Source organism: Nocardia sp. Tas62D01 (assembly GCF_055232035.1).
In genome coordinates, this window is sequence record NZ_JBUYUZ010000001.1 from 5,776,370 (window position 1) to 5,801,715 (window position 25,346).

A 25,346-nucleotide genomic window follows, 5' to 3' on the forward strand; every position below is an offset into this window, starting at 1 on the left:
TGTGGTGGTGATATGGGTCCCGGTAGAACTCGCCGAATTTTGGGCGGATATGGGCTACGCCAGGACATCGGACGCCAGACTGCGGCTTGAGGAGTGGCCGGACAGATGTCGGGATAGGCCACTCTGGAGACGGGAATTACAGTTCACCGTCACCGGGTCGTCGACTCCGGTGACGGTGAGTAACCCCAAACCGACACTCAGCCGCGCCAGGGATGCTTCTCGGCCTCGTCGAGCAATCGCAGCGCTTTGTTGCAGCGCTCTCCGGATCGGTTCCGTCCAGCGCCGGATGTCCGGGCGCCGGTCGTTGAGCGGGTCGATCCATTCGTGATCGGGCTCCCACTCCCCGGGCAGCGTCCCGCACGCCCGCTCAGACCCCGTGCCCACCGTCGAGCGGGAGGAGCCAGGAGGGTGGTGCGGTGTGCACGCCTACCGCCGAAAGAGATTGTCAGTAGGCGGCATTGGCTCCGTACTCGGCCTGTGCGCGCGTGAAGCCCTCGTACACCAGCTGATCGATCAGTCCGGACCGAGAGAACGAGGTGTGCTTGAGGTACTGCTTGGCGCTGCGTGCCGCCTGCTCGTTCCAGTCCACATTCAGACTGTCCACCGCGAACGTAGCGTCCTCGGTGGAGAAGCCTTCGTACTCGAGCTGGTGGATCAGACCGCTGCGGGAGAAGGCAGAGAACTCAAGGTACTGCTGGGCGGACCGGATGGCATTGCTCTGGCTGGAAGTGATGTCCTGCTTGGCAGGGGAGAATTCGACCGCGACTGTCGATACGAGCGCCGCGATGTCCGGCTGAGCGACGTCGGCCGCCGCGGGAGCGCTGTTCCATGCGGGTGCCGCCAGGGCGAGAGCCAGTACCGGGGCGCCGACCAGCCACGGCCACTTCTTCTGCTTCTTCGGCGCGGTCGCGGCCGACAGGTAGCTGGGCTGTGGGGCGGGGAACAGCTCGGTCATCTCGTGCTCCTTGAAGAAGGTGCGTCGTCGCCGACGCGTCCCGCAGATGCGAGAACACGACAGATTGTCACACCCCACCGACACCGATGGAATGCGGCTCTGAACAAGCAGAGTGGCCTGTTTCGGCCCGTGAGATTGGCAGGCTCGCGTAATCAACTGTCGACTTCGTAGTGTCGGCATGTGGGGTCCAAGTTCGCCGGATCTGGCGGTAAGCCGATAGGGTAGTTCGAATATGTTGCACAGCAACGACTTTCGCTCCGTTCGGTCCGGGGCCGAGAAAGGTGGCGCTAACGGGTTGTCGCGCATAGTTACTCGCTATGCGCGATAGCTCGGATGGCGACCTGGTGTTTTGATCGGCTGGCGGTGGGTCGACTCTGGAAACTATGCGCGGCAGATGTACGACGAACTCGTCGACGACGGCAAACGCCCGGGTCGATTCGCGCTACCGCCGGATTCCGCGCCACTGCTCCTCATGGCCCTGTTCGAAGTCGGCTGCGCTCGGACAGGTCTGGTATGTGCCTGGTTTGGTGTGGATGGTGTTGGCTTGTCGCGTCTTTCGAGCATTGATGCTGGTTTCGGTATCGGCGGCGTGGCGGGTGTGGGCGGCGTAGAATCCGGCGGTCAGAATATCGATGGCCGCGCCCGGTATGGGGGGGTGCGGGGTGGTGGGAGGGGACCTCGTGTTGGAGACGGTGCCGGCGATCGTTGCCGAAGCGGTGGCGGTGGGTGCGGTGGCGGGGTTGGGCGATACCGCCAAGCAGGCGGTGGTCGATGCCTACCAGAAGCTCAAAGCGCTGGTGTCGGGTCGTTACAGCCTGGTCGGTGTCGAATCGCTGGAGCAGCAACCTGATTCGGTCGCTCGGCGCGCGGTGTTGGCCGAGGATCTGCAGCGCGCGGGCGCTGAGGGCGATCAGGGGTTGCTGGCCGCGGCGCAAGCGTTGATCGCGGTGGTCCGCGCGCACGAGGCCGCTGCGGGTGTGGCGGTGGGTGTGGATCTGGAGCGAGTGTCGGCGGCGGCGCTGCGGATCCGGGAGGTGGAGTCGACCGGGACCGGGGTGCGGGTGGTCGGTGGCACGTTCGAGGGTGATATCGAGATCGAGTCGGTGAAAGCGGGCAGGCCCGAGCCGCAGGACCCTCCCTCAGCGCGCCGGTAACCCCCGACCCGGGCGCGCGTCCCGCACCGCGGGAACCCACAACTGGGGTGGACACGATCGCGGGTGCTGGTTGGTCGGGGCTGGTGTCGCTGGCCGACGTCTCCGCGGGCGGAGACGTCGATGTCACTGTGCACATCACCCAGGTCCTCGCTGCGGCGACGTCCTCGGTGGTGTCAGCGGGGCGGGTAGTGGGCCGGATCCCGTCGCTGCCGCAGCATTTCGTGGTCCGTGAGCAGTTCGGAGAGTTGGCCGAACGGGTGGCGGGGTCGCGGGTGACGGCGGTGGTGACCGGGATGCGGGGAGTCGGGAAAACCCAGTTGGCTGCCGCGTACGCGCGTGCTGCGTTGTCGATGCCGGAGTGCGAGTTGGTGGGGTGGGTCGACGCCGAAACCGACGCAACCCTGATGCAGGGTTTGGCCGCGATCGCTACGCATGTGGGTGTGGCCGATCCCGAGGGTGATTCCTATCGGTCGGCGGCGCGGTTGCGTGATCATCTGAGCGGGCGTGCGGGGTCGGGACTGCTGGTGTTCGACAACGCCACCGACCCCGATCGTGTCGGTGAGTTTCTGCCGGTTCATGGTGGTACGAGGGTTGTGCTCACCAGTACCGACCAGGATTTCACCACGTTGGGTGCCGGGGTGGATCTCGGTGTGTACGACAGGGCGGTGTCGGTGCGGTATCTGCATGACGCGACCGGCCATCACACCACACCACCCGATGATGTCGGCGCCGCCCGGGTAGCCCAGGATCTGGGGGATCTGCCGTTGGCGTTGACCCAGGCCGCGACCACGATCAAAACCCGCCGGCTCGATTACGCCCGGTATCGGGAGTTGCTGACCGAACCGTTGCCCCGCGCGTTCACCCGCCGGGCAGGCGACCCGCACGGGCAGCGGGTGGACAAGGCGATCGCGCTGTCGATCGAAACCATCGAAACCTCTACCGGCGACCCTGAACTGGCCACCGCCGTCACCGATCTGCTGGATCTGGTGGCGATGCTTTCCCCGGCCGGTGTGACACGCGATCTGCTGCCCGGATACGCGGGCCGCCGCGACGAAGCCATCGCACGTTGCGTCCAGGGCTCGCTACTGACCTGGTCTGCCGATGACACCACCGTGGTAATGCATCGGCTCGTCGCCCGCGTCCTGCGTGAGCGCGCCGACACCGACCGAGCTCGAGCACGGCTGGCCGGCAACGCTTGCGACGCGATCGAGCCCCACCTGTTCGACCCCGCTCAAGCATGGCAGCGAAGGATCGAAGGCGTTCAGCTCATCGACCACATCGACGCCATCACCGCCACCGGACTCACCGACCCCGACAACACCGCCCGTCTGTTCACCGCACGAATCTGGGCCGGCGAGCAGCTGACCGAGGCGGCCGACCTCGCCCGGGGAATCGACTACACCCGCCGAACACTCCTCGACACAGAAAACCACCTCGGCGCCGAACATCCTCACACCCTGCTCACCCGCCACAACCTCGCCGGCGCCTACCGGTCGGTGGGGCGGGTGGGTGAGGCGATCACCCTGTACGAGCGGGTGCTCACCGATCGGGAGCGCATTCTGGGTGCCGAGCACCCCGATACCTTGACCACCCGCAACAACCTCGGCGTCGCCCACGAGTCGGTGGGGCGGGTGGGTGAGGCGATCACCCTGTTCGAGCGGGTGCTCACCGATCGGGAGCGGATTCTGGGTGCCGAGCACCCTCACACCTTGATCACCCGCAACAACCTCGCCTACGCCTACGAGTCGGTGGGGCGGGTGGGTGAGGCGATCACCCTGTTCGAGCGGGTGCTCACCGATCGGGAGCGGATTCTGGGTGCCGAGCACCCCGGCACCTTGATCACCCGCAACAACCTCGCCTACGCCTACGAGTCGGTGGGGCGGGTGGGTGAGGCGATCACCCTGTTCGAGCGGTTGCTCACCGATCAGGAGCGGATTCTGGGTGCCGAGCACCCCGACACCTTGCTCACCCGCCACAACCTCGCCGGTGCCTACGAGTCGGCGGGGCGGGTGGGTGAGGCGATCACCCTGTACGAGCGGCTGCTCACCGATCAGGAGCGGATTCTGGGTGCCGAGCACCCTCACACCTTGACCACCCGCCACAACCTCGGCGTCGCCTACGAGTCGGTGGGGCGGGTGGGTGAGGCGATTACCCTGTACGAGCGGCTGCTCCCTCTCTTGGAGCGGGTGTTCGACCACGACGCTCCTATTGTCCGCGGGGTGCGCGAGCGACTGGCCGCTGCGGGTAATCAACCGGCCTGAGTTAACGGGGGGCTCGATCTCGTTGTGTCTTCGCTCTGGCGTCGTGTTGGGGTCCCCAACTGCACAGTCCCCACCGTGACGAATCTCGTCTATTTAGGGTTCCTACCTGCATTTTGGGGTTCCGGTAGTCATCGCGCGGAAAACAACGAATATGCCCGTAGCCCCAGGTCAGAGATGTGGAGCTGCCACGGATAACGGAGCTGCTTCGCGCACAGCGTGAGGGGTGTTGCCGCAGATCGGTTCCGGCCTCGCCACGGATAACCGCACACTATGTGCGGTAACTCGAACAGCGACCTGGGCATATGCACCCGGCAGGTGGTACCGACTCGCGAAACTATCTGCGGTGGCGTCTTACCGCCAGATCCGGCGGACTTGGACCCCACGGGCCGAGACCAGGCCGTCCGGGCCGTCGAGTGCACGCAGGTGGAACATCGCGCCGTGTCACGGTACGACTGGCGCGCGTCGCCGAGCCGAGCTACCGGTCCTCGTACTGCGGACACAGAACGGATTGTGCGGCGACGACCCAGATAGCGGCAGAATTCATGTCCTTACCATTCCGGTGCACCTGCACGATGACCTCGGTAGAGCTGATCCCGTCTCCTAGCTCCTGACATATGGCGTAGCCGAGGCCGATACTGGAGTCCGCGACCCTCGGTTTCGCTACAACCGGGTCCTCACCGAGGGCCACAAGCCTCTGCAGGAACGACTCCTCCGTTGGCGTGTGCGCGGCCGCGACCCCGGCGAACACCCCGGCAGCGAGCATGGTCGAAGTGGCGGTGGCAGCGACAACAGCCAGCCGCCGGTGAATTTCCCTCATCAAAATTCCTCTCGAAAAAAGCGTGCGTCTGGAGCGGCGCCGATGCTATGGCGACCCATTCGGGGCGGGGGCTTCAAATACGCTCAAAGTTCTGCGAGTTCTACGGCAGCCTCTTTAGGGCAGGGCTACAGCCAGCGGGCGACACCGCCGTGGTGCGAGCAGGTGCCCGTGCGGTGGCGGCTGAAGCTGTAGGTGCCGTCCTTGCACTGGGCGGTTGCCCCGTCGGGCGCGGCAGGAGCCTGCTCCGGGCGCGGGACGCAGACGTGGTCGACATTTTCGTATTCCTCTGCGCCGCAGGCGATCAGGACCGGGGAGGCGGCGGCTTGCGGGGCCAAGACCGAAGCCAGACCCACGCCGACGGCGAACAACCAGGTCGCGAGTGCGGCTCGACGGGCCAGCGGTCTGCGCGTTCCGGTAAGGCCGCTGTGCCGGCCCGCGTCGCTGTTCATTTGTGAGACTCCCTACAGCAGTTCAACTCTCGGCCGAAGGAAGCTCCAGCACAAGAGCCGAGACTAGCGCAGAACCCATCCCGGCTGTCCGCATTCCGCATCGATTAGGGGCCGTGCGTAATAAACGGACCGGTATCGGATCTACCACCCCGCCGGGGCGGCGCAGGCGGTCATCTACGCCGGATTGTGGCGCGCATGGTGCTCGGTCGTATCGGTGAGAATTTTTCGATGCCTTGGTGCACGATCGCCACCCGGAACCCCTCTACCTACCAACAACTCAGTGCTAGGTGCGGCCGGAAGGGCTTGTGCGACATCGGTGTCGCGTCAGGTATCGGATCGCGCTGTCGATTGTTGCTGCCGTTCAAAGGATCTCAATCGGCAAAGCGCATTGCGGCCGCGCATCGTGGCGCTAGCGACGACTCGATCGGATGAAGGCACGTAGCGTACCCAGATGAGTCCAAGGGCCTCGAGTTCCCTCACGTACGACTCGTAGCGGCGGTGCACGCCTATGGCGTGGCGACCGCGCACGGCTTTGGCTCGTGAGGGCAGATGCCGGTCGGATGAGGTCGGCCACCAGGATCGAGCGTTCGGCTGCGACGGAGGCCAGCAACACTCGCTGGCATGGATGTCGCCGCAGCCATCCCGCCCTTCCTCCGATCTTTTTCACCGTGGGTCATCTTGCTGACGCCCGCGCGGGCGGAGACCTTGGAGAAGGACAAGGCGTGGACTCCCTCGGCGAGCAGTAGCTCGGCTGCCGCGGTCAGCGTCGCGTGGCGGACGTCCTCCGCCCGGCGGCGTCCGCGCCCCGGCTTGAGCGGGCCGGGCTTCTCAGCGTCTGTTCGCTCCACCTGTCTCCTCCTCGTCCGGCGCGACCGGCCTGATTGGCGCGGCGTCCACCAACAATTATATAGACCCAATGGCCACATGTACATGGACTATTTGTCCATGTAGCGCTAGTGTACTCATCGTCCACAAAGATGAGAGGGAGGTCGCTATGACCACCATTGAGCAGTCCGCCGCCCGTGTAGCGATCGTGACCGGGGGTTCGGGCGGGATCGGCAGTGCGGTCGCGCACGCGCTGGCCGTCGACGGCATGTCCGTGGTCGTGCACTACTCCGGCAGCGCCGAGCGTGCCGAGAAGGTCGTCGCCTCGATCCAAGAGACAGGCGGCGCGGCCGTTGCCGTATCCGGCGACGTCGCGGACGAGGCAGCGATGACGGCCCTGTTCGACACCGCCCAGGAGCGCTTCGGCGGTGTCGACGTGGTGGTGAACACCGCCGGGATCATGCTGCTGGCCCCGCTGGCAGAGATGGACCTCGACGCCTTCGACCGGATGCACCGGGTCAACGTGCGCGGCACGTTCGTCGTCTCCCAGCTCGCGGCCCGGCGGCTGCGCCCCGGTGGCGCGCTGGTCAACTTCTCCACGTCCATCACCCGGCTCCAGCAGCCGACCTACGCCGCCTACGCGGCGAGCAAGGGCGCGGTCGAGGCGATGACCCTGATCCTCGCCCGCGAGCTGCGCGGCCGGGATGTCACCGTCAACGCCGTGGCCCCTGGGCCGACCGCGACCCCGCTCTTCCTGGACGGCAAGAGCCCCGAGCTGGTCGAGCGGATCGCCGCCGCCTCCCCGCTGGAGCGGCTCGGCACGCCCGAGGACATCGCGAGCGCTGTCGCTTTCCTGGCCGGTTCCGGCGGCCGGTGGGTCAACGGCCAGGTCCTGTTCGCCAACGGCGGCGTCGCCTGACCGCCGGGCTCTCGTCCACCCGCAACCGACAAGAACACGCACCGCACGACGGAGAGATCCCATGTCCACTGTTCTCATCACCGGCGCCGCCACCGGCATCGGCAACCTCACCGCCAAGGCGCTCGCCCGCGCCGGGCACCGCGTCTACGCGACGATGCGCGCCCCCGAGGGCCGTAACGCCCCTCGGGCCCAGGAACTGCGCGATTTCGCCGCCGCGGAAGGTGCCGACATCCGCGTCGTTGAACTCGACGTCGCCTCCCAGGAGTCAGCCGACGACGCCGTCCACGCGGTGGTCGCCGACTGCGGCGAGCTCGACGTGGTCATCCACAACGCCGGCCACCTACTGGTCGGATACGTGGAGGCGTTCACCGCCGAGGAGATCGCCCACCTCATCGACGTGAACACCCTGGGCGTCCAGCGGCTCAACCGCGCCGCCCTGCCGCACCTGCGCGAACGCGGCCGCGGCACCCTGCTCTATGTCGGCAGCACCATCCCGATCACCACGCCGCCCTTCCTCGGCCCTTACGTGGTCTCCAAGGCCGCGATGGACTCGCTGGCCCTGGTCACCTCCTACGAGGTCTCCCAGCTCGGCATCGAGACCGTGATCGTCATGCCCGGCGCCTTCACCCAGGGCACCGACCACTTCCCCAAGGCCGGTCGCGCCGCCGACACCGCCGTCGCCGAGGCGTACAAGATCCTGGACCCGCTGGTCGCCCGCAACGAGGAGGCCACCGCGAGCCTGTTCACCCCCGGCACCGAGGCCGACCCCGTGGTCGTCGCCGAGGGCCAGCGCCCCTTCCGCAGCGTCGTCGACCTCACCAACTCGAAGGTCGAACAGGCCAACGCCGCCGTCACCGAGGCCCGCACCGACTTCGTCCGCCGCATGGGCTTCGGCGAAGTCCTCGAACTGCGCCACGCCTGACACCCCTTCCCTTGCGAACCTGTTGAGAAAGCGAGACCACCATGGCTGAGTCCCAGCTCGCCGCGATCACCGACCTGCTGCGCACCTCCCCGCTCGACATGGGCGGCGACCCGCACAAGATGCGCATCGTCTTCGACGAAATGATCGGCTCCCACCCCGTCCCCGAAGACGTGCGCACCACAGCCGTCGAACTCGGCGGCGTGAGCGCCATCGAGGTCACCGCAGGCGGCGGCGAGGCGTCGGGAGCGGTGCTGTACTTCCACGGCGGCGGCTACGCCCTCGGATCCGCCGCAACCAGCATCAACCTGGCCGCCGACGTCGCCCGCCGCTCCAGCACCACCGCCTACACCGTGGACTACCGCCTCGCGCCGGAGGACCCGTTCCCGGCAGCGGTCGACGACGCCCTCGCGGCCTACCGCGGGCTGCTCGACCACGGCATCCCGGCAGAGACGATCGCCGTCAGCGGCGAGTCCGCCGGCGGTGGACTCGCTCTGGCCCTCCTGGCCGCGATCAAGGACGCCGGCCTCCCCCAGCCAGCAGCGGCCGCTGTCCTCTCCCCCTGGGCGGACCTCACCCAGTCCGGGCGCAGCTACGAGACCAAGGCCGCCGTCGACCCGGCCCTCACCCGGCAGGCACTGTCCACCCGCGCCGACGACTACCTCGCGGGCGCGGACCCCCGCTCCCCCCTCGCCAGCCCCCTGTTCGCCGACCTTCGCGGACTGCCCCCGCTGCTCATCCAAGCCGGAACCTACGAGATCCTCCTCGACGACGCCGTCCGGCTGGCCGCGAAGGCCGCCGACGACGACGTGGCGGCCACCTTGCAGACGTTCCCAGGTGCCCCCCACGTCTTCCAGGGGTTCTCCGCCGTCCTCCCCGAGGGCGCCCGGGCCCTGGACCAGCTCGGAGCCTTCCTCCGCACCCACCTCGACCGGCGGGCCGTCTAACGGACCGGGCGCATACGGGAGACAGGCCGTTGCGTGTGATGGCCGAGCATGATGCCGACCGTCGAACAACACTAGCCATCGCCCTGGCCGCCGCGCCCGCGGCGAGTCCGTCACCGCAATCGCCCGGCACCTCCCGCGGCGAGGGCTTGGCCCAGGCCGGGCCGAAGGACGTTGTCCATCCGCTGGATCGCCTATCTGTCCGACGATCACCTCGCAGCCGATCGAGCGCGCTAACCTGGAACACCATAACCGCGCCCAGCGCGGCATTAGCGAGGCTTACATCACTGGTAGCTTTGAGTTTGCGAGAAATCCGTCCTCACTAGGGTGAGAAGAGGTGAGCCATGGCTGACGCTGCAGCCGATGCGGCCCTGTATCGATTTTGGGCCGAGATGCTCGACGCCTATGGCGAGCAGTGGCCTGACCGATTTCTGGACGACTTGGTGTTCGATACGGACGCGACGCCGATCGAGCTCCCGCCACAGATAGTCAACCCGGACGATGTCCCGGTGGCGTTGACTGTGCGGATGCCGCTGAAGACCTACCGTCGGCTCAAAGCGCGCGCCGATGGCCAGGGCGTCGGTGTCGAGGAACTGCTGTTGGCGCAGGCTGATCCGGCCGCATAACCGCGGTAACGGCCCCGGCAGCACGAACACCACTACCTCTCGTTGCCCGTCAGTCGGATCCCTATACCGATCGGCCGGTGGTCTGGCCGGGGCTTGGTCAGCTGCAGTCGATGGCGGGCGAGCGTCGTCGATGGTGCTCTCGCCATCGACGGATACGGCGAGTTGCGGCTTCTGGCAGGGCGATCTCACCCGGAACGGTAGGTCACCGGTCGCCGCCCTGGCTTCCGGGCAAGATTCAATGGCGTTCAGTCGGGGCGGTTGGTGACATGTGCTTCTCGGCGTCTGCCAGAAGTGTTGACGGCGTGGTGGATAACGCTTCGGCGATATCCCACAACCGATCGATCTGGACGCTGCTGGTCCCCAACTCGATGCGAGCGAGAGCGGGTTGCGATACGCCGGAGACTTTTGCCAGATCGTCTCGGGTCATCCCAGCCGACTCGCGGGTGCGACGAATGGCCGCGCCTACCGCGTTCCGCCTCAGCTTGCGCACCCTGCTCTGTTGTGGAGACAGCGACGCTTCCGGCACGGGCATGGCCGCATCATCGCACGCCCCACCCGATCAATCCCGTGAGCTCGCTGTCCGGCACGACGCATGTACGATAGCGTCAATATATCGCATGCGATACAAACTGCACGTTAGGCTATATTCTCGTCGGCAGGCAATGGGACTGCCAACTTCCTGGATTGGCGACACATAGGAGGCGCGGCGTGCGGGACAAAGCAGAATTCAACGCAGCCCTCGGCGCCCGCGGCAGTGCTACCGACAGAACGGCAGCTACGGATGCACTGTGGGATCCCTCCCTGATCGGCGACGACGTCTGGCGGCGGATCGGCGTTGACCCGTCCACACTCAGCTCGGACGTCGGCGGCATCGACCGGATCGACGGGTTCACGCGATGCGGCGGTCACGATGATCCGCGGACCTACTCGGTCGATGTGTGGTCGCAGGTCTACACAGTCGACGACTTCACACGTAAGGAAGCCGGTGCCGAGTTTGTCCCGGTCAGGATCGCGGGCCGCCCTGGCCTGCGGTACCGCCCGGCGTCCGATAGGGCCGGCGACCACTGCAACCTGATCTTCGCCTCTATCCTGGGCTCGTTCAGCATTGAGGTGCTGCGATTGGAGCTACGAGGCGGTGTCGCGCCCCACGACCGCGCTATCGAGGTCGCGAACGTCGTGGTCCCGCTGCTGCCGCGCTGAGTACGAGAACGAGAAACTAGCCCGATCTGGGCGGTAGGTCAGCGCCGAATGTCGGCACGCGCGCACTGATACGCTTTTCCCACCGAAGCTGGGTTAGCCATGCCCGGCGGCCGAGACCGGAGGGGGGTGTGCGGTCATGGCGCTACCGGACAAGGGGCAGAAGAACGCCCAAGCGGCCTACAATGCCGCCAAGGCCGACCTGTTTCAAGTACCCGAGGACGGCGCCAGACGGCTCGCAGCCTCCTGCGACACGCTGGCGGATGGATTGCAAGACGAGATCGCGGCGGCCTGGAGTCTGGCCAACGTGACGGGCTTTCCCGATCTTCCGTCCGGGCATGCGGTGGCCAAGGGGTTCAGCGCGAAAGGGCGCGAGTACATCGACGCGTTGACCGCGTTGCGGGAGACGGTCTTGCGGTACAAGGCGGCGTATTTGGCGGCCGGAAAACAGTTCGAAGACGCCGACGCCGCGAACCGCGCAGCGATCAAAGTCGCGGCCGACCAACTCGAGGATCCCGCGTGACAGTAGTAAAAGCGTTGCGAACCAATATTTTTCGCCGTTTTTCGGCTGCCTCGATTCTGGCTTTGGGCGCGTTGACGGTAGCTGGATGCTCCTCGTCAGGAGTTGGAAACCCGGTGGCCAGTTCCCCTGCCGCGACGGCCTCCGGATCAGGCTCGACCGCGGCGAGCACGGCAGGCCGGCCGCCGTTTCCGACGTTGACCGCGCCCGACCTGCAGCCACCGAAGCAGCAGAACCAGAACCGCCCGGACGTCGCGTTCGACCCCTGCACCTGGATCGATGACGACACGATCAGCCATCTCGGATATGACCCGCGCTCACGCAAACGGTCGACCGACATCCACGCCGAGTACACGTTCCTGGGCTGTGCATTTAAGTCACCGGACAAGGCATACACCCTGGGCATCCTGTCGGGTAACCGCACCTTGGACGAGGGCCGCGCGAAGTTCACCGACGACAGCGCTCAGATCCAGGACGCGACGATCGATGGTCACGCTGTGTTGATCGTGCGGCCGCAGATGCCTAGCACCGGATGCACTGTTCTGTTGCAGACCAAGGTGGGGTACATCGACTTCGACCGCGTCATCTTCGCGGATCACCTCGCCGGACCGGCACCCGAAAGGTGTTCGGGGATGGTCGATTTGGTGCATGGGATCATTCCGCGTATCGGGGACAGCTGAATTGGGAGGGCGTCGTGGGTAGACGGACGAGTAAAGAGATCGCTGACGACATTCGCCAGCACCAGAGCCAGCTTGCTCATGTGAGTGGGTTCGGATCGTCTGGCGTCGATCCGGCCTATGTTCCCGATCGGGAGTCGTTCGACAGCTATAGGCACCAGCAGATCTGGGATCTGGTGCACGAGAAGCTGGACCCGGGTGCGATGGGACAGATCGCAAGCGAGTGGAGCAAACGAGCCGACAAGCTTCACGAGCTCTTCGATACATTCTCTCGGGACGTGAAGAGCGAATTCGCGTCCTGGTCGGGCACATTCGCTTCCACCGCCCAACAGTCGACCGACGCGTTCGTCACCGCGGGAGGCGAACAGCACGACACAGCCCTGATGGTTCAGCGCCTGATGGACCTGAATTCCAGCGCCGCACAAACGGTCAAAGCCGCGATCCCGCCGCCGCCCCCGCCCTATCAGGAAGATACCGATCCGGCGATGGAAGCCGCGAACGGGGCGGACCGGCGCACGGCGTACAACGTTGCGGCAGCCGCGGCCGAGGCGACCGCGCAGGACACGATGAACTTCGTGTACAACCCGACTTTGCCTGCGTCAGGTGACAGTGTTCCACGGTTCGTTCCGTTGCCGCCCGGCCCCGGTGCGCTCAGCCCCAGTGATGCAAGTCAGCAGCCGGGTGGTGACCCCGGCCAAGTCGATGTTGGCGCTAGTCCCGGCGAGAACGGCAAGAATGGTGAGCCCGGTGACGGGAAGTCGATTGAGCAGCCATCTGCCGAAAATCCGCAACCAGACAGCCAATCGACGCCTACGCAGACGAAGTCGTCGTCGCTGGATGACCCCGCCGCAACGAAACCGTCGTCGACCTCGAACACATCAACGGCCTCTGCGGGCACCACCCCTGTGGACAAAACGCAGGCATCACCTGCGAGCGCGGTGCCTTCCACCCCGGGCTCGCCCGTCTCCGGCGTATCGGGTTCTCCTCGTGGTGCCAGTGGCGTCCCAGGATCGTCCGGAAGTCGTCCGAATGGACCGGGGGCATCGGTTCCGGGGCAACCACAGTCACCTGTGGGAACCAGCCCGGTCAACACGGCTGGCGCGCGCCCGACGACGGGCAGCTCGTCTGCGCCGATGAGCGGGATGCCGGGGGCCGGGCGCGGGCAGGGTTCGGATTCCGACCGTAGCAAGGGCAGCCCGGACTATTTGCGGCGCAAGTACGAAGAGCTGGGCAAGGTCGATCCGACGATGCCCGCCGTGATCGGTTGGGACGCAACCGATGACGAGCCACCACCTCCACCCAGGAGGTCTGACAATAGGCCGCGAGGGGATGGGTAGTGCGGTGGGTGTTCACCCCGGACGAGTTCGGTCATGTCTGGGCGACCGAGACCAGGCGCGATCGCCGTCCCTACCCGATCGATCTCGCGCCTCGGGGCACGGTGGGCACCGAAAGTGCTAGGGCCGCATTGAAACTTGCCGAGCGGTTCCCGCTCAACGGTGACCCGGACTTGACTGGGACATTGAAGTTTCTCGCCCGTACCGATGTCACGACGATCGCTGTGTTCGGTGACCGCTTCGCCGACGGGCAGCGTTTGCCCGACCCGATCCTGGCTCTCGGGGCTGCCTTCTCCGACTGGGGCGCGGCCGTGCTCGCGACCGTCGATGCGGTCACCGTGGTGTCCTGTCACGCTCGCAACGTCGCCAAACACCTGATCACAGCGATCGGGTCGGCGCCGGTGGGCACGTTGGAGGTGATGCGGGAGCCCCGGGAGGCGGTGTTGTTCCCTGATCCCGGACAGTGGCAGGAGACCGAGGACAGCCGCCGCGCCAAGCGGTTTCGGCAAGTGCTGCGCCGCCCGATCGATGCCCGCGGCTACCTCACCATCACAGCCAATCCAGGGGACCCGATGTCGCCGCCACCACGGCACCGCACGTGGCTGGACTTCACCGGCGACGGCCGTTACCTGCTCACCATCGGTCACGACTTGACGCTCACTCCAGTCGGTGACAGCGAGCTCGCTCAGCACATCACTCATCTCGCCGGAATCCGCTGACCACCTGCACGCCTGTGTCTTGAATTTGCCCAGCTCACCGGTGTGATAGCCGCACATTTACGAGCGTTCTCGCACCGGGCTTGCTCCGTATAGCTGTGATAGCGTCGGCCCGAGGCTGATATCCGTGATGGAGAGGTAAGTCTGTTGGGGGAAATGCTCGAGGCCGACTTCGATGCGCTTCGCCGCTTGGCGCAGGACTTGTCGGGCAAGGCCGATGCGATCGCACACATACCGATGCCCGGTCTGGCGCAGGTGGTGATGCCCGACACCGATCTCGGCGAGATCGCCACCGATGTTGCACAAAAGTTCAGTGCCACCTTCGGACGACAGGCCGACAGTCTGCGGGCGATGTCGGATGCGGCCGGTACCAGCGCCAACGACTATGAGGCCGTTGAGCAAACATTCACCGATCAGCTGAACAAGCTGCGGGCGCAGCTATGACGATTCAGATTCCGACCGTTCCCCAGGTCTTCAGTTGGAAGCCCGAAACCCTGACTAAGGCCGGGAACGATGTGGAGGCCGCGGGGAAGAACTTCTCCGACCGGATGGCCGAAGCGCAACGCGCAGTTGATAATACGGCGTTGCATTGGCAGGGCAACGCAGCATCGGCGGCCTCGGCGCGTGCTCTTACCGAATTCCTTGCTGCGTCGAAGGCGTTCCGGGCGGCTGATGCTGTCGCGCAGTCGTTTACCTCTGCTGGGTCGGCTATTGCTGGGTACCAGGCCGCGGTAGTCAAGATCTATGGCGAAGCGACCGGTGCCGGCATGTCGGTGTGGCCCGACGGTGGCGTGACCGCTCCGGAGTTCCCGAACGCCAAGACCGACGCAGTGGCCGCCATCATGCAGGGCAACCTGAACCGTGCCGCCGCCGATTACCAGACCCGCCTCAAAGAGCAGTTGGCCAATGCCGGGTCGGCTGTCGCAGCCGCGAAAGCCACTATCGCCGCCGGACTGGCAGATCTCTCCGCCCATGGCGGCCCGGGTGGGGGCAAGGATGGCGGCGGCACCGCTCTGAGCGGGCCTGTGGGCGCGGCCCTGGGTAAGAAGATCCATGATGCGGTCGCCTCGGGGCAGCCGATTCCCCCGGAGCTGCTGACCGAACTCGGTGAGGACATGAAAGCCTCCGGTATCCCGCCCGAGCAGCTCGCCGCGTACCTCCAAGGCAACGGTGCGACCATCCCGGCCGCGACGCAGGAGTTCACCCAGCAGTTCTTCAACAGTGCTGGCGCGGATGGCTTCATCGCCGCGAGTGAGCAATTGAAGGCGCAGGGACCTGGCGGACAGGCCAGCGCGGCGGCGATGAGCAATGCACTGCTGATGTTGTCGGATGAGAAGGTCGGCACCGGCCGCGACGGGAGCGGCAAACTCACCTCGCCGGGTAGCTACGACCGGCTTCCATCCGATGTCAGGCAACTGATCTCCACCCGCGCGGGCACTCAGGGGCCTGATGCCAATACCCAGCAGTACCCCGACATGGGACAGCGCCCCGAGAGCGCGAATATGAACGCGTTCCTCACCAAACAGAACAGGTTCCTGGACGCACTGGGCATGTCCGATCAAGGCATCGAACCGGGCACCAAAACGTCGACCGAACTGTACCGGCAGGGATCGCACCTGGCCTGGCAGCAGACCCATAACAACCAACTGAACCCGGATTCCGGCTACCCGCTGGACGATTCGATCAGCAAGTCGGTCGAGATCGCCTCCCGCAACCACGAAGGAACCACCGCCATCCTCACCGGCCAAGGCGGCCCGGAAGTACTGGGAAGTGGCTACCATCCTGACACCGATGTGATGCCGCTGCTGCAACGGCATTGGCCCGACGGAACCAACGGTCCAGCGATCAACTCGATGCTCGACTGGATCCACCAGGACGCGCAAGTCACCGTCCCTCCCGGGGACCCGCACTATCAGTCGCAGCTCGACAATGCCAACCTTGCCGGGAGGTCCGCGCAGGGTCTGTCGCAGATCTTGTCCACCACCCATTCCTCCGACGGCACCAACAACTTCAACGTCCTGTCGACTGGCGAGAACTCTGCGGACGTCAAGATGCCCCACGGCGGGCAGATGACCCCGCAAGTCGCCCAGCATGTCGCTGGCGCCCTCGCACCGTACGTCGGCAACATGGCAGGCGCTCCGGAAAACCTCACCGGCACACACGGATTCGGCACGCTCAATCCAGTTGAATCTACCCGTGTCTTCACCCTCCTCGACGGCGACCCGAAAGCTGCCGCCATCATCAACGGCGCCGCCATCGCCCAAGCCCACCAATTCGACAGCGCCTTCGCCCTCGGACAGGGCGGCCCAGAGTTGGCTCTGGACTCGGGGCGCTTACGTGGTCTCGTCGAGGGCGGCATCGCGGCCGAAAGCGGCCTCCACGGTTACGACGATCAATCGGCAAGCGACCACCGCAAAGAGCGCCTCGGTGCCGGATTCATGACCGCCAAGGAGTACATAAACCTGGGCGTCAAGACACTGCCGTACGAGAAATATGTGTGGTCGCCGATGGCCAATTCCATCGAAGCCTTCCTCAAAGACCCCACGGTCGGCGCGATCAACGACAAGCCTTCCACCCCCTACCCGGCGATCAACTACGACAACCTCGACCTCACCGAAGTGCAAACCGACTCACGAGCGAGCGCGGGACGCCGATACACCATGCTCGAAGCGCTTGTCGACTCGGGCCGTATTGATTCCCATGCGCTCCCGGGCAACTTGGCCGATAACGGCACGCTCAAACCGTTCGAGCAAATCAAGAGCGCTGACGCGACGCTCATTCCGCAAATCCTTGAAGGCGCGGGAGTAAACCCGAACCGCCTCAACCAGTACATGGACGACGCCCACAGCGGGGACAATGAAGTCAACCAGATTGTTTTCGGCGGCAACATGACTACTGCCGACCAACAGCTCTTCGTATCGGTCCTCAGAGGCGACAAGGTGCCGACCGCCGCCAATCAATGGAAATGAGGTTCAATTGATTCGCCCGCGAACAAGGTCGCCCATTTTTGTGGTCGCGACCGTCGCGCTCGGAATCTTTTCGGCGGGGTGTGGTGCAGATAATCCATCAGTGTCCGATCTCCCGAAATGGGATCCCTGCTCAGATTTTTCTGATGCCGCCCTAACGGAAGCTGGTCTGGATCCTGCGCACAAGACTAGAGCACAGATTCCAGAGCAAACATGTACTTTGTTCAGCGCGGATCCGGCCTTCTCAATAAATATTCAGTACAAGTCCGGGGACGGTGCTGCTGCATGGAAGAAGAGTAAACCCAGAGACCTGCAGTCGATAACGATCGGCGACCATCGTGGCGACCTGGACCACCGTACTGGCGACACTCGACTGTTCGCCTGCCTTATGAGACTCGATGTGCGCGGAGGATATGTCGAGTTCGAGTTCATCGACTCCTACGGCGGCCTGAAAGACCTATGCGGCGATTTGACTCGCGTAGTAACCGTGCTGGAAAAACACATCCCACCCGCCAAGTGACGGAAGGCTAATCGTGGCGAGTCCTTACGACGAGGTCGGAGCCAAAGTCCTGCGAGCACAGCAGACGCTGGCCCAGATCCGCGGGTTGGCGCGAGTCGGCGGCGTGACGATCGAGGTCGATTCGAAAGGCCACCTGCAGGCGATCTCGGTAGATGCCCAAGCCGTCGCCGCCGGCCCGAGCGGACTATCCGACCTGATCCTGTACGCGTACCGGCGAGCGGTTCAGGATGCCGAACCGCGTGCTGCGGTGGCCATGCAGGAACTGATGGACGATCCGCAGGTCGCCCGGGTGGTGGATATGACCGTTCAGCCAGATGCCCTGCCGATAAAACAGCCCTCGGCGCCGCAATCGGGCGGGCACGAGCCACACTGGACCACTCCGACGGCAACATCGGGGGTCGACAGTCCTCCTCATTCGCCACTGCCTCCGTCAGTCCATGAAACATCAACGGGTCCCGCCGCGACCCCAGACAACGACTGGGATGATGAAGAAGACGACGACTACTATGCGCGCAAGCGGCGACAGGGATGGCTCGAGTACTGAAGCTCTACGCGCCAGCACCATTGGGGCACTGGCGATCTGATCAGCCAGTCGTTACTCACCGAAGCGATTGCCGAGGCAGCCGACAACAACCCCGATGATCACACCACCACAAACGACACTACCGGCAGACCACCTAGCCGCCCTCGCAGCACTCACGGTTTTTGGAGAGCTGTGCGGGTTCGCAGTTGGTGGTTGGGTTGGCCCCATGAGAGGCGTGCAGCAGGGTCACCAGGCCTCGTCCCGAGTAGTCCATAGGGCCATCGCCAGGCAGTACTGGTTCGTTGGACGTCGTTCGGAAACGGGTCCGTTTTCCGAACACCAGCCGCAGTCAGAGAACAGGCACGCCGAGCTTTGTGCTCGATTGGGGAATTTCGGTGAGCGTCAGTGGGGAAGTTCAGTGAGCGCCATCACCGTGAAGTCGTCCAGTGGTCGGCTGGTGCCTCGGTGGTGCAAGCGTCGGCCGCCCATGTCGATGTCGCTGTCCAGGAGCGTTCTGATCTCTCGGGCGAAGAAGGCGTGGATGCCTGCGAGTGCGACAACGGCCCGCAGGGGCGGGTTTTCCCGCAGCGGCGAGAGCGACCTGCCGTAGCCGCGACTCCGCGACTGGGACGGGCGGCTTGACGGGGCTGGTTCCCGGCCGGACCCGGCGAGCTGGGTCGGCGAAGACCAAGCGCCGAGCTTTGAGACATCCCAGGGCTTAGCTTGTCAAGCTGCGGCTTGTTGATCTTGGGTGTGGTGTGTCCAGGCGGTGGTCTCGTTGTAGAGGGTTCCGGATTTGAGGCAGCCGTGGAGGATGCCCACGAGCCGGTTGGCGACCTGACGCAGGGCGGCACGGTGGGCTAGGCCGCGGGCGCGTTGCTTGTCGTAGTAGGCGCGGGCTCCCGGCGATACGTTGAGCGCACTGAATGCTTGGGCCATCAGCGCGTCGACGAGCCGGTCCTGGTGCACGAACCGGGCCGCGACGACCTTCATTTTCCCCGAGGCGCGGGTGATGGGGCTGGTCGCGGCATAGTTCTTGCGGGCCTTGGCGCTGGCGTAGCGGGTGGGGTCGTCCCCGAACTCGGCGAGCACCCGGGCGCCGAGGATCTTGCCCAGTCCTGGCTGGGACAAGATGATCTCAGCGGCCGGGTGCCGGCCAAAATGGGCCTCGACCTCCCCTTGCAGGACTTTCACCTGCTCGTCGAGGGTGGCCAGGACCGCGACCGCGGCGCGGGTCCCTGCCGCGTAGGCCGCCGCGATGACCTGGTTGCGGCCCAGCTGCTCGCTGCGCAGGATTGCCTGGATACGGGCGGCTCTAGCGTCGAGGTCGCCGCGGCGGCCGGCCCGCTTCAGCGCGGCCCGGATCTGGTTGAGCGACAACCGCGCCGCGGCGGCCGGGTCGGGTGCCTTGCCGAGCAGCTCCAGGGCGTCGGGAGCGTCGAGGTCGTCGAACGCTTCCAAAGCGGCGGGGAAGTACTCCCGCAACGCGTACCGTAACCGCTGCGTGTGGCGGGTGCGTTCCCAGATCAACGTTTTATGTGCTCGCGCAACAACTTTCACCGCTTCTGCGGCGGGACTGTCCCCGGCGACCGGACGCAACTGGTGCGCGTCGGTACGGACCATGTCGGCAAGGGTATGCGCGTCGGCGGCATCGCTCTTCGCACCCGAAACGCTGCGGCGTTCCCGGAACCGGGCCGCCTGCAACGGGTTCACCGCGTACACCGTGTAGCCGGCCGCGATCAACGCCGCGACCCACGGGCCACGATCGGTTTCGATCCCGATCCGTACCTGCGCGGCATCGGCGTCGTCGCCGAGGTGTTCACCGATCATGGCGTGCAGCCGGGTGATCCCGGCGATCCCTTCCGGTAATCGAGCCTTGGCCAGCCGTTTCCCGGCCTCATCCATCAGCTCGACATCGTGGTGGTCCTCGGCCCAGTCATCACCGACCAGCAGCACAGCTGTTCCCTCTTCATCGTTGTCGGACACCAAATCCGGCAGCGTGCGGGAGAACGTCGGCGACCTAATGAATCGGTGCTCACGCCGTCATGCGGCAGGCACGACATCCCATCAGCGATCCATTTCTCCCGGCCGACCGGCAGGGGCACGATCTCAAAGCAGGACTCGAAGTCCGGGGCCAATCAGTGCTCACCTACCAGCCGCTACCAGTAGCGAGTCTGCCCGATCGACCGACCCGCTACATCTCATTAGGACCCTGAATAGGTCTCGGAGGGCTACCGCCTCGCGCTGGGTATCGCTTCGCGTGGCGAGCCAGTCAATGATGTCCTGGTGCGTGACCTGCCGGAGGGTCGCGGAGCGGGGATGGTGAGCATCTGCTCCACCGAGTGAAGTCAGAAGGGTGCATCGGCTCCAACGGATTTCCGGAAAGTAGCCCCTTCCGGCAGCGTCGCGCTGCGTTCGCCGTAGCCGGCACCGCAGGCTGCGTCGGCTTCGTCGCCCATTAGTGTCTGGATGAAACTCGACAGCATGGTGCGCAGCAGATCGGGGCTGGCCGAGGCCAATTGGTCGGACAACAGGGAGTTCGGGTCGATACGCTGAATATCGGACATCTCGTGGACTTTGTTCCTTCAGTGACTTTGGTCGGTCTCTTGAAGGATCACGCGGTGACCACCCTCATGTCCGGGGTTCGACACTCACTGCTCGATCAGCGAGCTGCTACACCACTCTGCCGGACAACAACCGGCAGTTCCACTCACCCGCGAGTACCACGCTTCTTCAGTGCCCGGACCGTCGGTGAACCGGTGGCTCTCGTGTCGGCCGTCAGGTGTTGTTCGGCGTCGGCGAGTAGTGCTGACGGTGTGGTTGCCAGCGCTTCTGCCAGGTCCCACAGTCGATCGATCTGTACGCCACTGTTGCCCAGCTCGATACGGGCGATGACAGGTCTGGATACGCCTGAAGCGGCGGCCAGTTCGTCCTGGTTCATCTTCGCCGCCTCGCGGGCTCGCCGAATCGCAGCACCGACCGCGTCCCGCCTCATCTTGCGCACCTTCCTTTGTTGCGGAGACAGCGAGGCTTCCGGTACGGGCATGGCCGCATCATCGCACGGCATACCCGCCTCGACCCCGCATCAGCCGCGCGGAACGAGACGTGCATCCGGGCTTAGTATATCGCACGCGATACAAACAGCATGTAAATGGTTGCAACACGCGGGCTGGAAATACGACTCGCGGGAAGTGGAGGATGCCAGGCTGTGACGCGTCGATTTCTGGGGGGCGCGGGGGCCACCGTCTATCACCTCATCAGGTGTTCGAATGACCGGAAGGGATGCAGTTGTCGACGTCGATCGTGAAGGGTGCCGCGAAAGGCACAGATACCAAGGCCGAAACATGGTTGGCGACAACCGACCTGGCAGGCGACCCGGCCGCCATAGAGCTGTCTCGAGTGATCGCACCGGCCCGGTACGGTTTCGGGGTCCGGCGCCCGCTGGTTCTGGCCTCTTCGGATGACCGGACTCAGATCGTCCTCGATCTGCTTCGCGCCAAACAAGTTCCTACCGCCGATGCAGTCGATGCCCTGGCACATAGTTCTCACAGCAGTCGGGACATAGCCAGACAGACAGCGTGCGACGAGGAAATCGCACACGCCGAACGGATCTTGCAAGCCGAAGGCGAGTCGCTGGGTGTCGAACTGTCCTCGGCTGTCACGCTGCACCGAATCGACCACAATCACGGCCCCACATGGCAGCAAGCGTGGGGGTTCGATGCGGTCAGCAAGTGGTGGCTGCCCCAGATGGGCAGCACGCCACCGTTCAAACCGATCGGGCGGATCGCTTTCGCTATGCTGCACAGGGCGGGATGGCTCGCGTCGAACCGGACCGTACGCTCATTGTGTCCCGGTCGCCGCTTCTATGTCCGCTTCTACGGTGACCATGTCTCGCGCATGTCGCCCGAGGTCGTCGGCTACGCTGTCGCGCTGTTCATCAGGAACTACCGCCGAAGTAATGACAACTGCAGTCCGACGTGGGCTGCCATCGCCGCATCTGCGACCGACCCGATGGGCGTCCCGCTGTTCTTCAACGCCACCGATGCTCAGGCACAACAGCTTTGGATGGTCATCCAAGGGTGGGTACGTCTCGATGACGACGGTTGTCTTCGCCGCGGCGATCGCGCAAAAACCGAAGCCCGCCGCCGCGTCGAGCTGAGTGCGAAGCGCCGCAGCGCTCGAACAACAACTGCGGTGAAGTCAACCGTAGGATTCGGCGCATGAGGCTCGGCAGTCGGGTTAGTGAGATCCTGCGGCCGTCGCGGTCGCAGGATCGACCGTTGCAGAAGGCCGATGAGGAACGGATAGGCCCCGACGACGCGGAGCTGCATCGGTTCGTCATCCGCAGCGTCAAAGAGTGGGTAGCGGCGCTCGGTGAAAAGCCAGCCGGCGTTCCGGTGTGGCGATTTCCATTGCGTGCCTTCGAAATCGCCGCCGACATGGCGGGCGCCGAGTCCGAACCCGACGCGACACCCATGTCTGCGGAGCTTTGCCTGGAACTGCTGGCCTATACCCCCATCCGGCTACGCAGCTGCGAGGGAGTAGAAATCACGACCTGCGCAGCGGAATGGGCGAGCGACACCGGGCAGACCGTGCTCGAAGTGATCAGCGATTTCGAGAACGAGCACAACAACGGGGAGCTTCGCTGGGAACAGATGGGTGGCAACGGGGTTCACGTCTGCGCCACCATCGGCAGCAGTCAGCCGTAAAGAAGCCATAAGGGCGCGCGAATAAATTACACGTAATGTTGGCTAGCTGGCGGCGTGTTGGCTTGTGTTGGTTGCATCCGCGCGTCCGCACCCAGCAACAGCCGACGCTGCCGCTCATTCAAATGCGGCAACAACGCAGCGAGCTTCGCTGCCAGATCCTCAACCGTCACCACGAAATCGCGCATACCACAACATCTCTCAAAAACAGCGGATGTTACGACTTAATTACTCGCGCGCCCTAAGTATCCGACCATCCCGCATTGGTCGAGTGCGTCCACGAGTTCCGGGGCCAGGTACTGCGGGAAGTCCGCGATGTGTGTCCGTTCCATGGCCTCGCCAGGTACAGCGACATCCAGTGCGGGCATTCCACTGAGTTGTTCGAAGAGGTACCGCCGCGCGATACGCGCGCGGTTGGCGGTGGCTCCGGGCGTGCCAGGGGTACGGCAGATCCTCCGCCACTCGTTGTCGGGCAGCAGCCCTGTGTAGTCGAGCTGCCGTCGCCGTTGATAGTCGATCGGGGTGTCGTGTTCGGCGAGAAAGTCCGCCATTCGAGTGAGCGCGGACCGTATTGCTGCATTGTCGTCGTGACGGGTGAGCAGCTGCAGCACCCGGGAGACTCCGTGCCCGGTAAGTGGGCTGGCGAGCAGTTCTGTTGCCGCGGAATTTGTCAAGCCGAATGAGACCGCTGGGTGTGTTATGCGGCTGCGGTACCGGTCTCCTGGGTGTTGTCGTCGGCGGGTCGGTTGATCCAGACGGTGTGGGGCAGGTCGAGGATCTTCGGCGGTGTTGTGGTGGCGAAGCGGTGCGGGTGTCGGGCGCGGGCCACGTCGAGCACCCCGCGCCGGTCGGCTGCTTTGCCGGTGGCCAGCCCGTAGTGGACATCGGCGGGTGTGTGTAAGCCGATGCCGGTGTGGCGGTGTTCGTGGTTGTACCACTGGGCGAATGAATCCATGAATTGTCTTGCCTCGGTGAGTGTTCCGAAGCGTTCAGGGAATTCCGGCCCGTATTTCAAGGTTTTGAACAGCGCCTCGGAAAAGGGGTTGTCGTTGGACACCCGCGGCCGGGAATGCGACCGGGTGACCTCGAGGTCTGCGAGCAGCGCTGCGACGGTCTTGGATGTCATCGAGGTGCCGCGGTCGGCGTGCACGACCTGCGGGACGGGCGTGGACACCGAAGATCTCCTTCATCAATTCCGTTGCCAGAACACCGGATTCGTGAGTATGGACATGGACACCGACGATGTAGCGGGAGTAGATGTCGATCATCACGTAGGCATCGAAATATTGGCCTTTGATCGGGCCGGCGAGCTTGGTGATGTCCCACGAATACACCTGCCTGGACGCGGTCGCACCAGCTCCGGACACACCTTCGCAGGGTGTCGCGCCAGTCGTCGGCGTTCGCCGACTTGCCGGTTTTCCCGCAGCACCCGATACATCGTGGACACCGAACACAGGTAGACACCCTCATCGAGCAGCTGGGCGTAAATCTGCAGCGGCGCCAGGTCGACGAACCGGTCGCTGGTGAGCACCGCCAGAATGCCCGCTCGTTCCAGGACGGTCAGCTTGTTGACCGGGTCCGGAGGCGGTGTCGTGGACACCACCACAGTGAGCGCGGCGGCGGCCTTGCCCCGGCGGATCGCGGTCGAACGCACCAGCCCGGTCAACGACGCCGCTTGCCGGGTGGGCACCCCCACGGCGGTCAACGCCGTATACGCGGCGGTCAACGCTTCTTGCGCTGCTCGTCGGAATCCGCTCTCTCGGAAAGGTTTTCCAAGAGAGCGTGCGCTTTTCCCATAATATCCAGGGCGGCCTCGGTGGTCGACAGGCGCTTGTTCAGCCGGGCGTTCTCCCGCGTCAACCGGGCGATCTCGGATTGCTCGGCGGTCAGCTTGCCGATCTTGTCGCTGGGCTTGCGGCCCGCGAGCACCCCGGCGTCACGCTGCTTGCGCCACTCGCTGATCAACGACGAGTACAGGCCCTCACGCCGCAGATACCCACCGCCGTCGCCGTGCTCGACAGCGGCCTCGTAGGCCCGAAGATGAGCGAGCTTCTCGGCCGCGCTGAACGCGCGGCGCCGCTTGGGCTCGTCGGCTCGTGGCCCCGGTGAATCCATCCGTCCATTGTGGCCCCCGATCGTTGAGGTCCTCGTGCTGGTGGTCATGAAGAAGTTGATCCGTATCTCGCCCTGCGTCAGGCCGATTTGCTGTGAACCAGTGGACTCAACTCAGCCTGACACGCAGGGCCGCGCCGAGCCGCACTCGTGTCCCGACCAACAGCAGGGCGGCTGACACCGCGGGCCGGATCTGGCGCTGGTAG

The 25,346-nt window shown here is 65.0% G+C and carries 25 protein-coding genes and 2 pseudogenes; 17 read left to right on the forward strand and 10 right to left on the reverse strand.

Annotated elements, in window-relative coordinates:
* Positions 1-445: 445 nt before the first annotated feature.
* Positions 446-955 (reverse strand): Ltp family lipoprotein, encoded by a 510-nt coding sequence (locus ACV7NQ_RS27385; RefSeq protein WP_463362244.1) that lies wholly within the window; start codon positions 953-955, stop codon positions 446-448.
* 665 nt (positions 956-1,620) lie between these two features.
* On the opposite strand from ACV7NQ_RS27385, the gene ACV7NQ_RS27390 reads away from it, so the two are divergent.
* A complete protein-coding gene (locus tag ACV7NQ_RS27390; RefSeq protein WP_463362245.1) occupies positions 1,621-2,109 on the forward strand; it encodes a hypothetical protein in 489 nt (162 codons plus the stop codon).
* Between the two features lie 47 nt (positions 2,110-2,156).
* Positions 2,157-4,370: an FxSxx-COOH system tetratricopeptide repeat protein gene (gene fxsT / locus ACV7NQ_RS27395; RefSeq protein WP_463362246.1), complete on the forward strand. Its 2,214-nt coding sequence runs from the start codon at positions 2,157-2,159 to the stop codon at positions 4,368-4,370.
* Between the two features lie 475 nt (positions 4,371-4,845).
* Here fxsT and ACV7NQ_RS27400 read toward each other — a convergent pair whose 3' ends face one another.
* Both ACV7NQ_RS27400 and ACV7NQ_RS27405 read right to left on the reverse strand, forming a co-directional pair.
* Positions 4,846-5,187 (reverse strand): DUF732 domain-containing protein, encoded by a 342-nt coding sequence (locus tag ACV7NQ_RS27400; protein WP_463362247.1) that lies wholly within the window; start codon positions 5,185-5,187, stop codon positions 4,846-4,848.
* Positions 5,188-5,312: 125 nt separating this feature from the next.
* The gene (locus ACV7NQ_RS27405; RefSeq protein WP_463362248.1) at positions 5,313-5,636 is read right to left on the reverse strand and encodes a DUF3761 domain-containing protein; all 324 of its coding nucleotides are present in this window, start codon (positions 5,634-5,636) and stop codon (positions 5,313-5,315) included.
* A gap of 994 nt (positions 5,637-6,630) precedes the next feature.
* On the opposite strand from ACV7NQ_RS27405, the gene ACV7NQ_RS27410 reads away from it, so the two are divergent.
* From ACV7NQ_RS27410 to ACV7NQ_RS27425, 4 genes are all read left to right on the forward strand, one after another.
* The gene (locus tag ACV7NQ_RS27410; RefSeq protein ID WP_463362249.1) at positions 6,631-7,380 is read left to right on the forward strand and encodes an SDR family oxidoreductase; all 750 of its coding nucleotides are present in this window, start codon (positions 6,631-6,633) and stop codon (positions 7,378-7,380) included.
* A 61-nt stretch (positions 7,381-7,441) separates the two neighbouring features.
* Complete coding sequence (locus ACV7NQ_RS27415) at positions 7,442-8,302, forward strand: SDR family NAD(P)-dependent oxidoreductase (RefSeq protein ID WP_463362250.1); 861 nt, start codon at positions 7,442-7,444, stop codon at positions 8,300-8,302.
* 41 nt (positions 8,303-8,343) lie between these two features.
* Positions 8,344-9,246 carry an alpha/beta hydrolase gene (locus ACV7NQ_RS27420; RefSeq protein WP_463362251.1) on the forward strand — a complete coding sequence of 301 codons (903 nt, stop codon included), beginning with the start codon at positions 8,344-8,346 and terminating at the stop codon, positions 9,244-9,246.
* Between the two features lie 341 nt (positions 9,247-9,587).
* On the forward strand, positions 9,588-9,869 hold the full coding sequence (locus ACV7NQ_RS27425; protein WP_463362252.1) for a hypothetical protein: 282 nt from the start codon (positions 9,588-9,590) through the stop codon (positions 9,867-9,869).
* A 235-nt stretch (positions 9,870-10,104) separates the two neighbouring features.
* On the opposite strand, the gene ACV7NQ_RS27430 is transcribed toward ACV7NQ_RS27425, so the two are convergent.
* A complete protein-coding gene (locus tag ACV7NQ_RS27430) occupies positions 10,105-10,401 on the reverse strand; it encodes a helix-turn-helix domain-containing protein (protein ID WP_463362253.1) in 297 nt (98 codons plus the stop codon).
* Between the two features lie 176 nt (positions 10,402-10,577).
* On the opposite strand from ACV7NQ_RS27430, the gene ACV7NQ_RS27435 reads away from it, so the two are divergent.
* The 9 genes from ACV7NQ_RS27435 (at position 10,578) to ACV7NQ_RS27475 (ending at position 18,343) form a co-directional block, all read left to right on the forward strand.
* Positions 10,578-11,069 carry a DUF3558 domain-containing protein gene (locus tag ACV7NQ_RS27435; RefSeq protein ID WP_463362254.1) on the forward strand — a complete coding sequence of 164 codons (492 nt, stop codon included), beginning with the start codon at positions 10,578-10,580 and terminating at the stop codon, positions 11,067-11,069.
* 136 nt (positions 11,070-11,205) lie between these two features.
* Positions 11,206-11,589 carry a hypothetical protein gene (locus tag ACV7NQ_RS27440; protein WP_463362255.1) on the forward strand — a complete coding sequence of 128 codons (384 nt, stop codon included), beginning with the start codon at positions 11,206-11,208 and terminating at the stop codon, positions 11,587-11,589.
* Positions 11,586-12,266, forward strand: a complete 681-nt coding sequence (locus ACV7NQ_RS27445) for a DUF3558 domain-containing protein (RefSeq protein WP_463362256.1) — start codon at positions 11,586-11,588, stop codon at positions 12,264-12,266. Before ACV7NQ_RS27440 ends, ACV7NQ_RS27445 begins: the two co-directional genes overlap by 4 nt.
* Before the next feature lie 80 nt (positions 12,267-12,346).
* Positions 12,347-13,600 carry a WXG100 family type VII secretion target gene (locus ACV7NQ_RS27450; RefSeq protein ID WP_463362257.1) on the forward strand — a complete coding sequence of 418 codons (1,254 nt, stop codon included), beginning with the start codon at positions 12,347-12,349 and terminating at the stop codon, positions 13,598-13,600.
* Positions 13,601-13,608: 8 nt separating this feature from the next.
* Positions 13,609-14,316, forward strand: a complete 708-nt coding sequence (locus ACV7NQ_RS27455; protein ID WP_463362258.1) for an ESX secretion-associated protein EspG — start codon at positions 13,609-13,611, stop codon at positions 14,314-14,316.
* Between the two features lie 153 nt (positions 14,317-14,469).
* Entirely contained in the window at positions 14,470-14,757 is a 288-nt protein-coding gene (locus ACV7NQ_RS27460; RefSeq protein ID WP_463365837.1) for a hypothetical protein, read from the forward strand.
* Complete coding sequence (locus tag ACV7NQ_RS27465) at positions 14,754-17,282, forward strand: TPR repeat domain-containing protein (protein WP_463362259.1); 2,529 nt, start codon at positions 14,754-14,756, stop codon at positions 17,280-17,282. The genes ACV7NQ_RS27460 and ACV7NQ_RS27465 overlap by 4 nt, the downstream gene beginning before the upstream one ends.
* A 40-nt stretch (positions 17,283-17,322) precedes the next feature.
* Complete coding sequence (locus ACV7NQ_RS27470; RefSeq protein WP_463362260.1) at positions 17,323-17,799, forward strand: DUF3558 family protein; 477 nt, start codon at positions 17,323-17,325, stop codon at positions 17,797-17,799.
* A gap of 13 nt (positions 17,800-17,812) precedes the next feature.
* Positions 17,813-18,343, forward strand: coding sequence for a YbaB/EbfC family nucleoid-associated protein (locus ACV7NQ_RS27475; protein ID WP_463362261.1), 531 nt, complete (start codon positions 17,813-17,815; stop codon positions 18,341-18,343).
* A gap of 705 nt (positions 18,344-19,048) precedes the next feature.
* Here ACV7NQ_RS27475 and ACV7NQ_RS27480 read toward each other — a convergent pair.
* The 3 genes and pseudogenes from ACV7NQ_RS27480 to ACV7NQ_RS27490 form a co-directional block, all read right to left on the reverse strand.
* Positions 19,049-20,278 carry an IS110 family RNA-guided transposase gene (locus tag ACV7NQ_RS27480; RefSeq protein WP_463365473.1) on the reverse strand — a complete coding sequence of 410 codons (1,230 nt, stop codon included), beginning with the start codon at positions 20,276-20,278 and terminating at the stop codon, positions 19,049-19,051.
* A gap of 452 nt (positions 20,279-20,730) precedes the next feature.
* A pseudogene (locus tag ACV7NQ_RS27485) lies at positions 20,731-20,889 on the reverse strand (IS256 family transposase); the annotation flags it as partial.
* A 143-nt stretch (positions 20,890-21,032) separates the two neighbouring features.
* A complete protein-coding gene (locus ACV7NQ_RS27490; protein WP_463362262.1) occupies positions 21,033-21,317 on the reverse strand; it encodes a helix-turn-helix domain-containing protein in 285 nt (94 codons plus the stop codon).
* A 752-nt stretch (positions 21,318-22,069) separates the two neighbouring features.
* Here ACV7NQ_RS27490 and ACV7NQ_RS27495 point away from each other — a divergent pair.
* Positions 22,070-22,546, forward strand: a complete 477-nt coding sequence (locus ACV7NQ_RS27495; protein ID WP_463362263.1) for a hypothetical protein — start codon at positions 22,070-22,072, stop codon at positions 22,544-22,546.
* The gene (locus tag ACV7NQ_RS27500) at positions 22,543-23,031 is read left to right on the forward strand and encodes a hypothetical protein (RefSeq protein WP_463362264.1); all 489 of its coding nucleotides are present in this window, start codon (positions 22,543-22,545) and stop codon (positions 23,029-23,031) included. Before ACV7NQ_RS27495 ends, ACV7NQ_RS27500 begins: the two co-directional genes overlap by 4 nt.
* Positions 23,032-23,057: 26 nt before the next feature.
* On the opposite strand, the gene ACV7NQ_RS27505 is transcribed toward ACV7NQ_RS27500, so the two are convergent.
* From ACV7NQ_RS27505 to ACV7NQ_RS27515, 3 genes and pseudogenes are all read right to left on the reverse strand, one after another.
* Entirely contained in the window at positions 23,058-23,216 is a 159-nt protein-coding gene (locus ACV7NQ_RS27505; protein ID WP_463366119.1) for a hypothetical protein, read from the reverse strand.
* A gap of 36 nt (positions 23,217-23,252) precedes the next feature.
* Positions 23,253-23,702 (reverse strand): hypothetical protein, encoded by a 450-nt coding sequence (locus tag ACV7NQ_RS27510; RefSeq protein WP_463362265.1) that lies wholly within the window; start codon positions 23,700-23,702, stop codon positions 23,253-23,255.
* Positions 23,703-23,725: 23 nt separating this feature from the next.
* A pseudogene (locus tag ACV7NQ_RS27515) lies at positions 23,726-25,143 on the reverse strand (IS3 family transposase).
* Between the last annotated feature and the right edge of the window lie 203 nt (positions 25,144-25,346).

What these genes read in the sequence shown, in the direction of transcription:
- ACV7NQ_RS27490 (WP_463362262.1), bottom strand. Translation starts at nt 21,317, where the DNA reads ATGAGGCGGGACGCGGTCGGTGCTGCGATTCGGCGAGCCCGCGAGGCG.
- ACV7NQ_RS27460 (WP_463365837.1), top strand. Translation starts at nt 14,470, where the DNA reads ATGCTCGAGGCCGACTTCGATGCGCTTCGCCGCTTGGCGCAGGACTTG.
- ACV7NQ_RS27500 (WP_463362264.1), top strand. Translation starts at nt 22,543, where the DNA reads ATGAGGCTCGGCAGTCGGGTTAGTGAGATCCTGCGGCCGTCGCGGTCG.
- ACV7NQ_RS27440 (WP_463362255.1), top strand. Translation starts at nt 11,206, where the DNA reads ATGGCGCTACCGGACAAGGGGCAGAAGAACGCCCAAGCGGCCTACAAT.
- ACV7NQ_RS27415 (WP_463362250.1), top strand. Translation starts at nt 7,442, where the DNA reads ATGTCCACTGTTCTCATCACCGGCGCCGCCACCGGCATCGGCAACCTC.
- ACV7NQ_RS27430 (WP_463362253.1), bottom strand. Translation starts at nt 10,401, where the DNA reads ATGCCCGTGCCGGAAGCGTCGCTGTCTCCACAACAGAGCAGGGTGCGC.
- ACV7NQ_RS27505 (WP_463366119.1), bottom strand. Translation starts at nt 23,216, where the DNA reads ATGCGCGATTTCGTGGTGACGGTTGAGGATCTGGCAGCGAAGCTCGCT.
- ACV7NQ_RS27385 (WP_463362244.1), bottom strand. Translation starts at nt 955, where the DNA reads ATGACCGAGCTGTTCCCCGCCCCACAGCCCAGCTACCTGTCGGCCGCG.
- ACV7NQ_RS27410 (WP_463362249.1), top strand. Translation starts at nt 6,631, where the DNA reads ATGACCACCATTGAGCAGTCCGCCGCCCGTGTAGCGATCGTGACCGGG.
- ACV7NQ_RS27400 (WP_463362247.1), bottom strand. Translation starts at nt 5,187, where the DNA reads ATGAGGGAAATTCACCGGCGGCTGGCTGTTGTCGCTGCCACCGCCACT.
- ACV7NQ_RS27425 (WP_463362252.1), top strand. Translation starts at nt 9,588, where the DNA reads ATGGCTGACGCTGCAGCCGATGCGGCCCTGTATCGATTTTGGGCCGAG.
- ACV7NQ_RS27405 (WP_463362248.1), bottom strand. Translation starts at nt 5,636, where the DNA reads ATGAACAGCGACGCGGGCCGGCACAGCGGCCTTACCGGAACGCGCAGA.
- ACV7NQ_RS27420 (WP_463362251.1), top strand. Translation starts at nt 8,344, where the DNA reads ATGGCTGAGTCCCAGCTCGCCGCGATCACCGACCTGCTGCGCACCTCC.
- ACV7NQ_RS27495 (WP_463362263.1), top strand. Translation starts at nt 22,070, where the DNA reads ATGGGCAGCACGCCACCGTTCAAACCGATCGGGCGGATCGCTTTCGCT.
- ACV7NQ_RS27465 (WP_463362259.1), top strand. Translation starts at nt 14,754, where the DNA reads ATGACGATTCAGATTCCGACCGTTCCCCAGGTCTTCAGTTGGAAGCCC.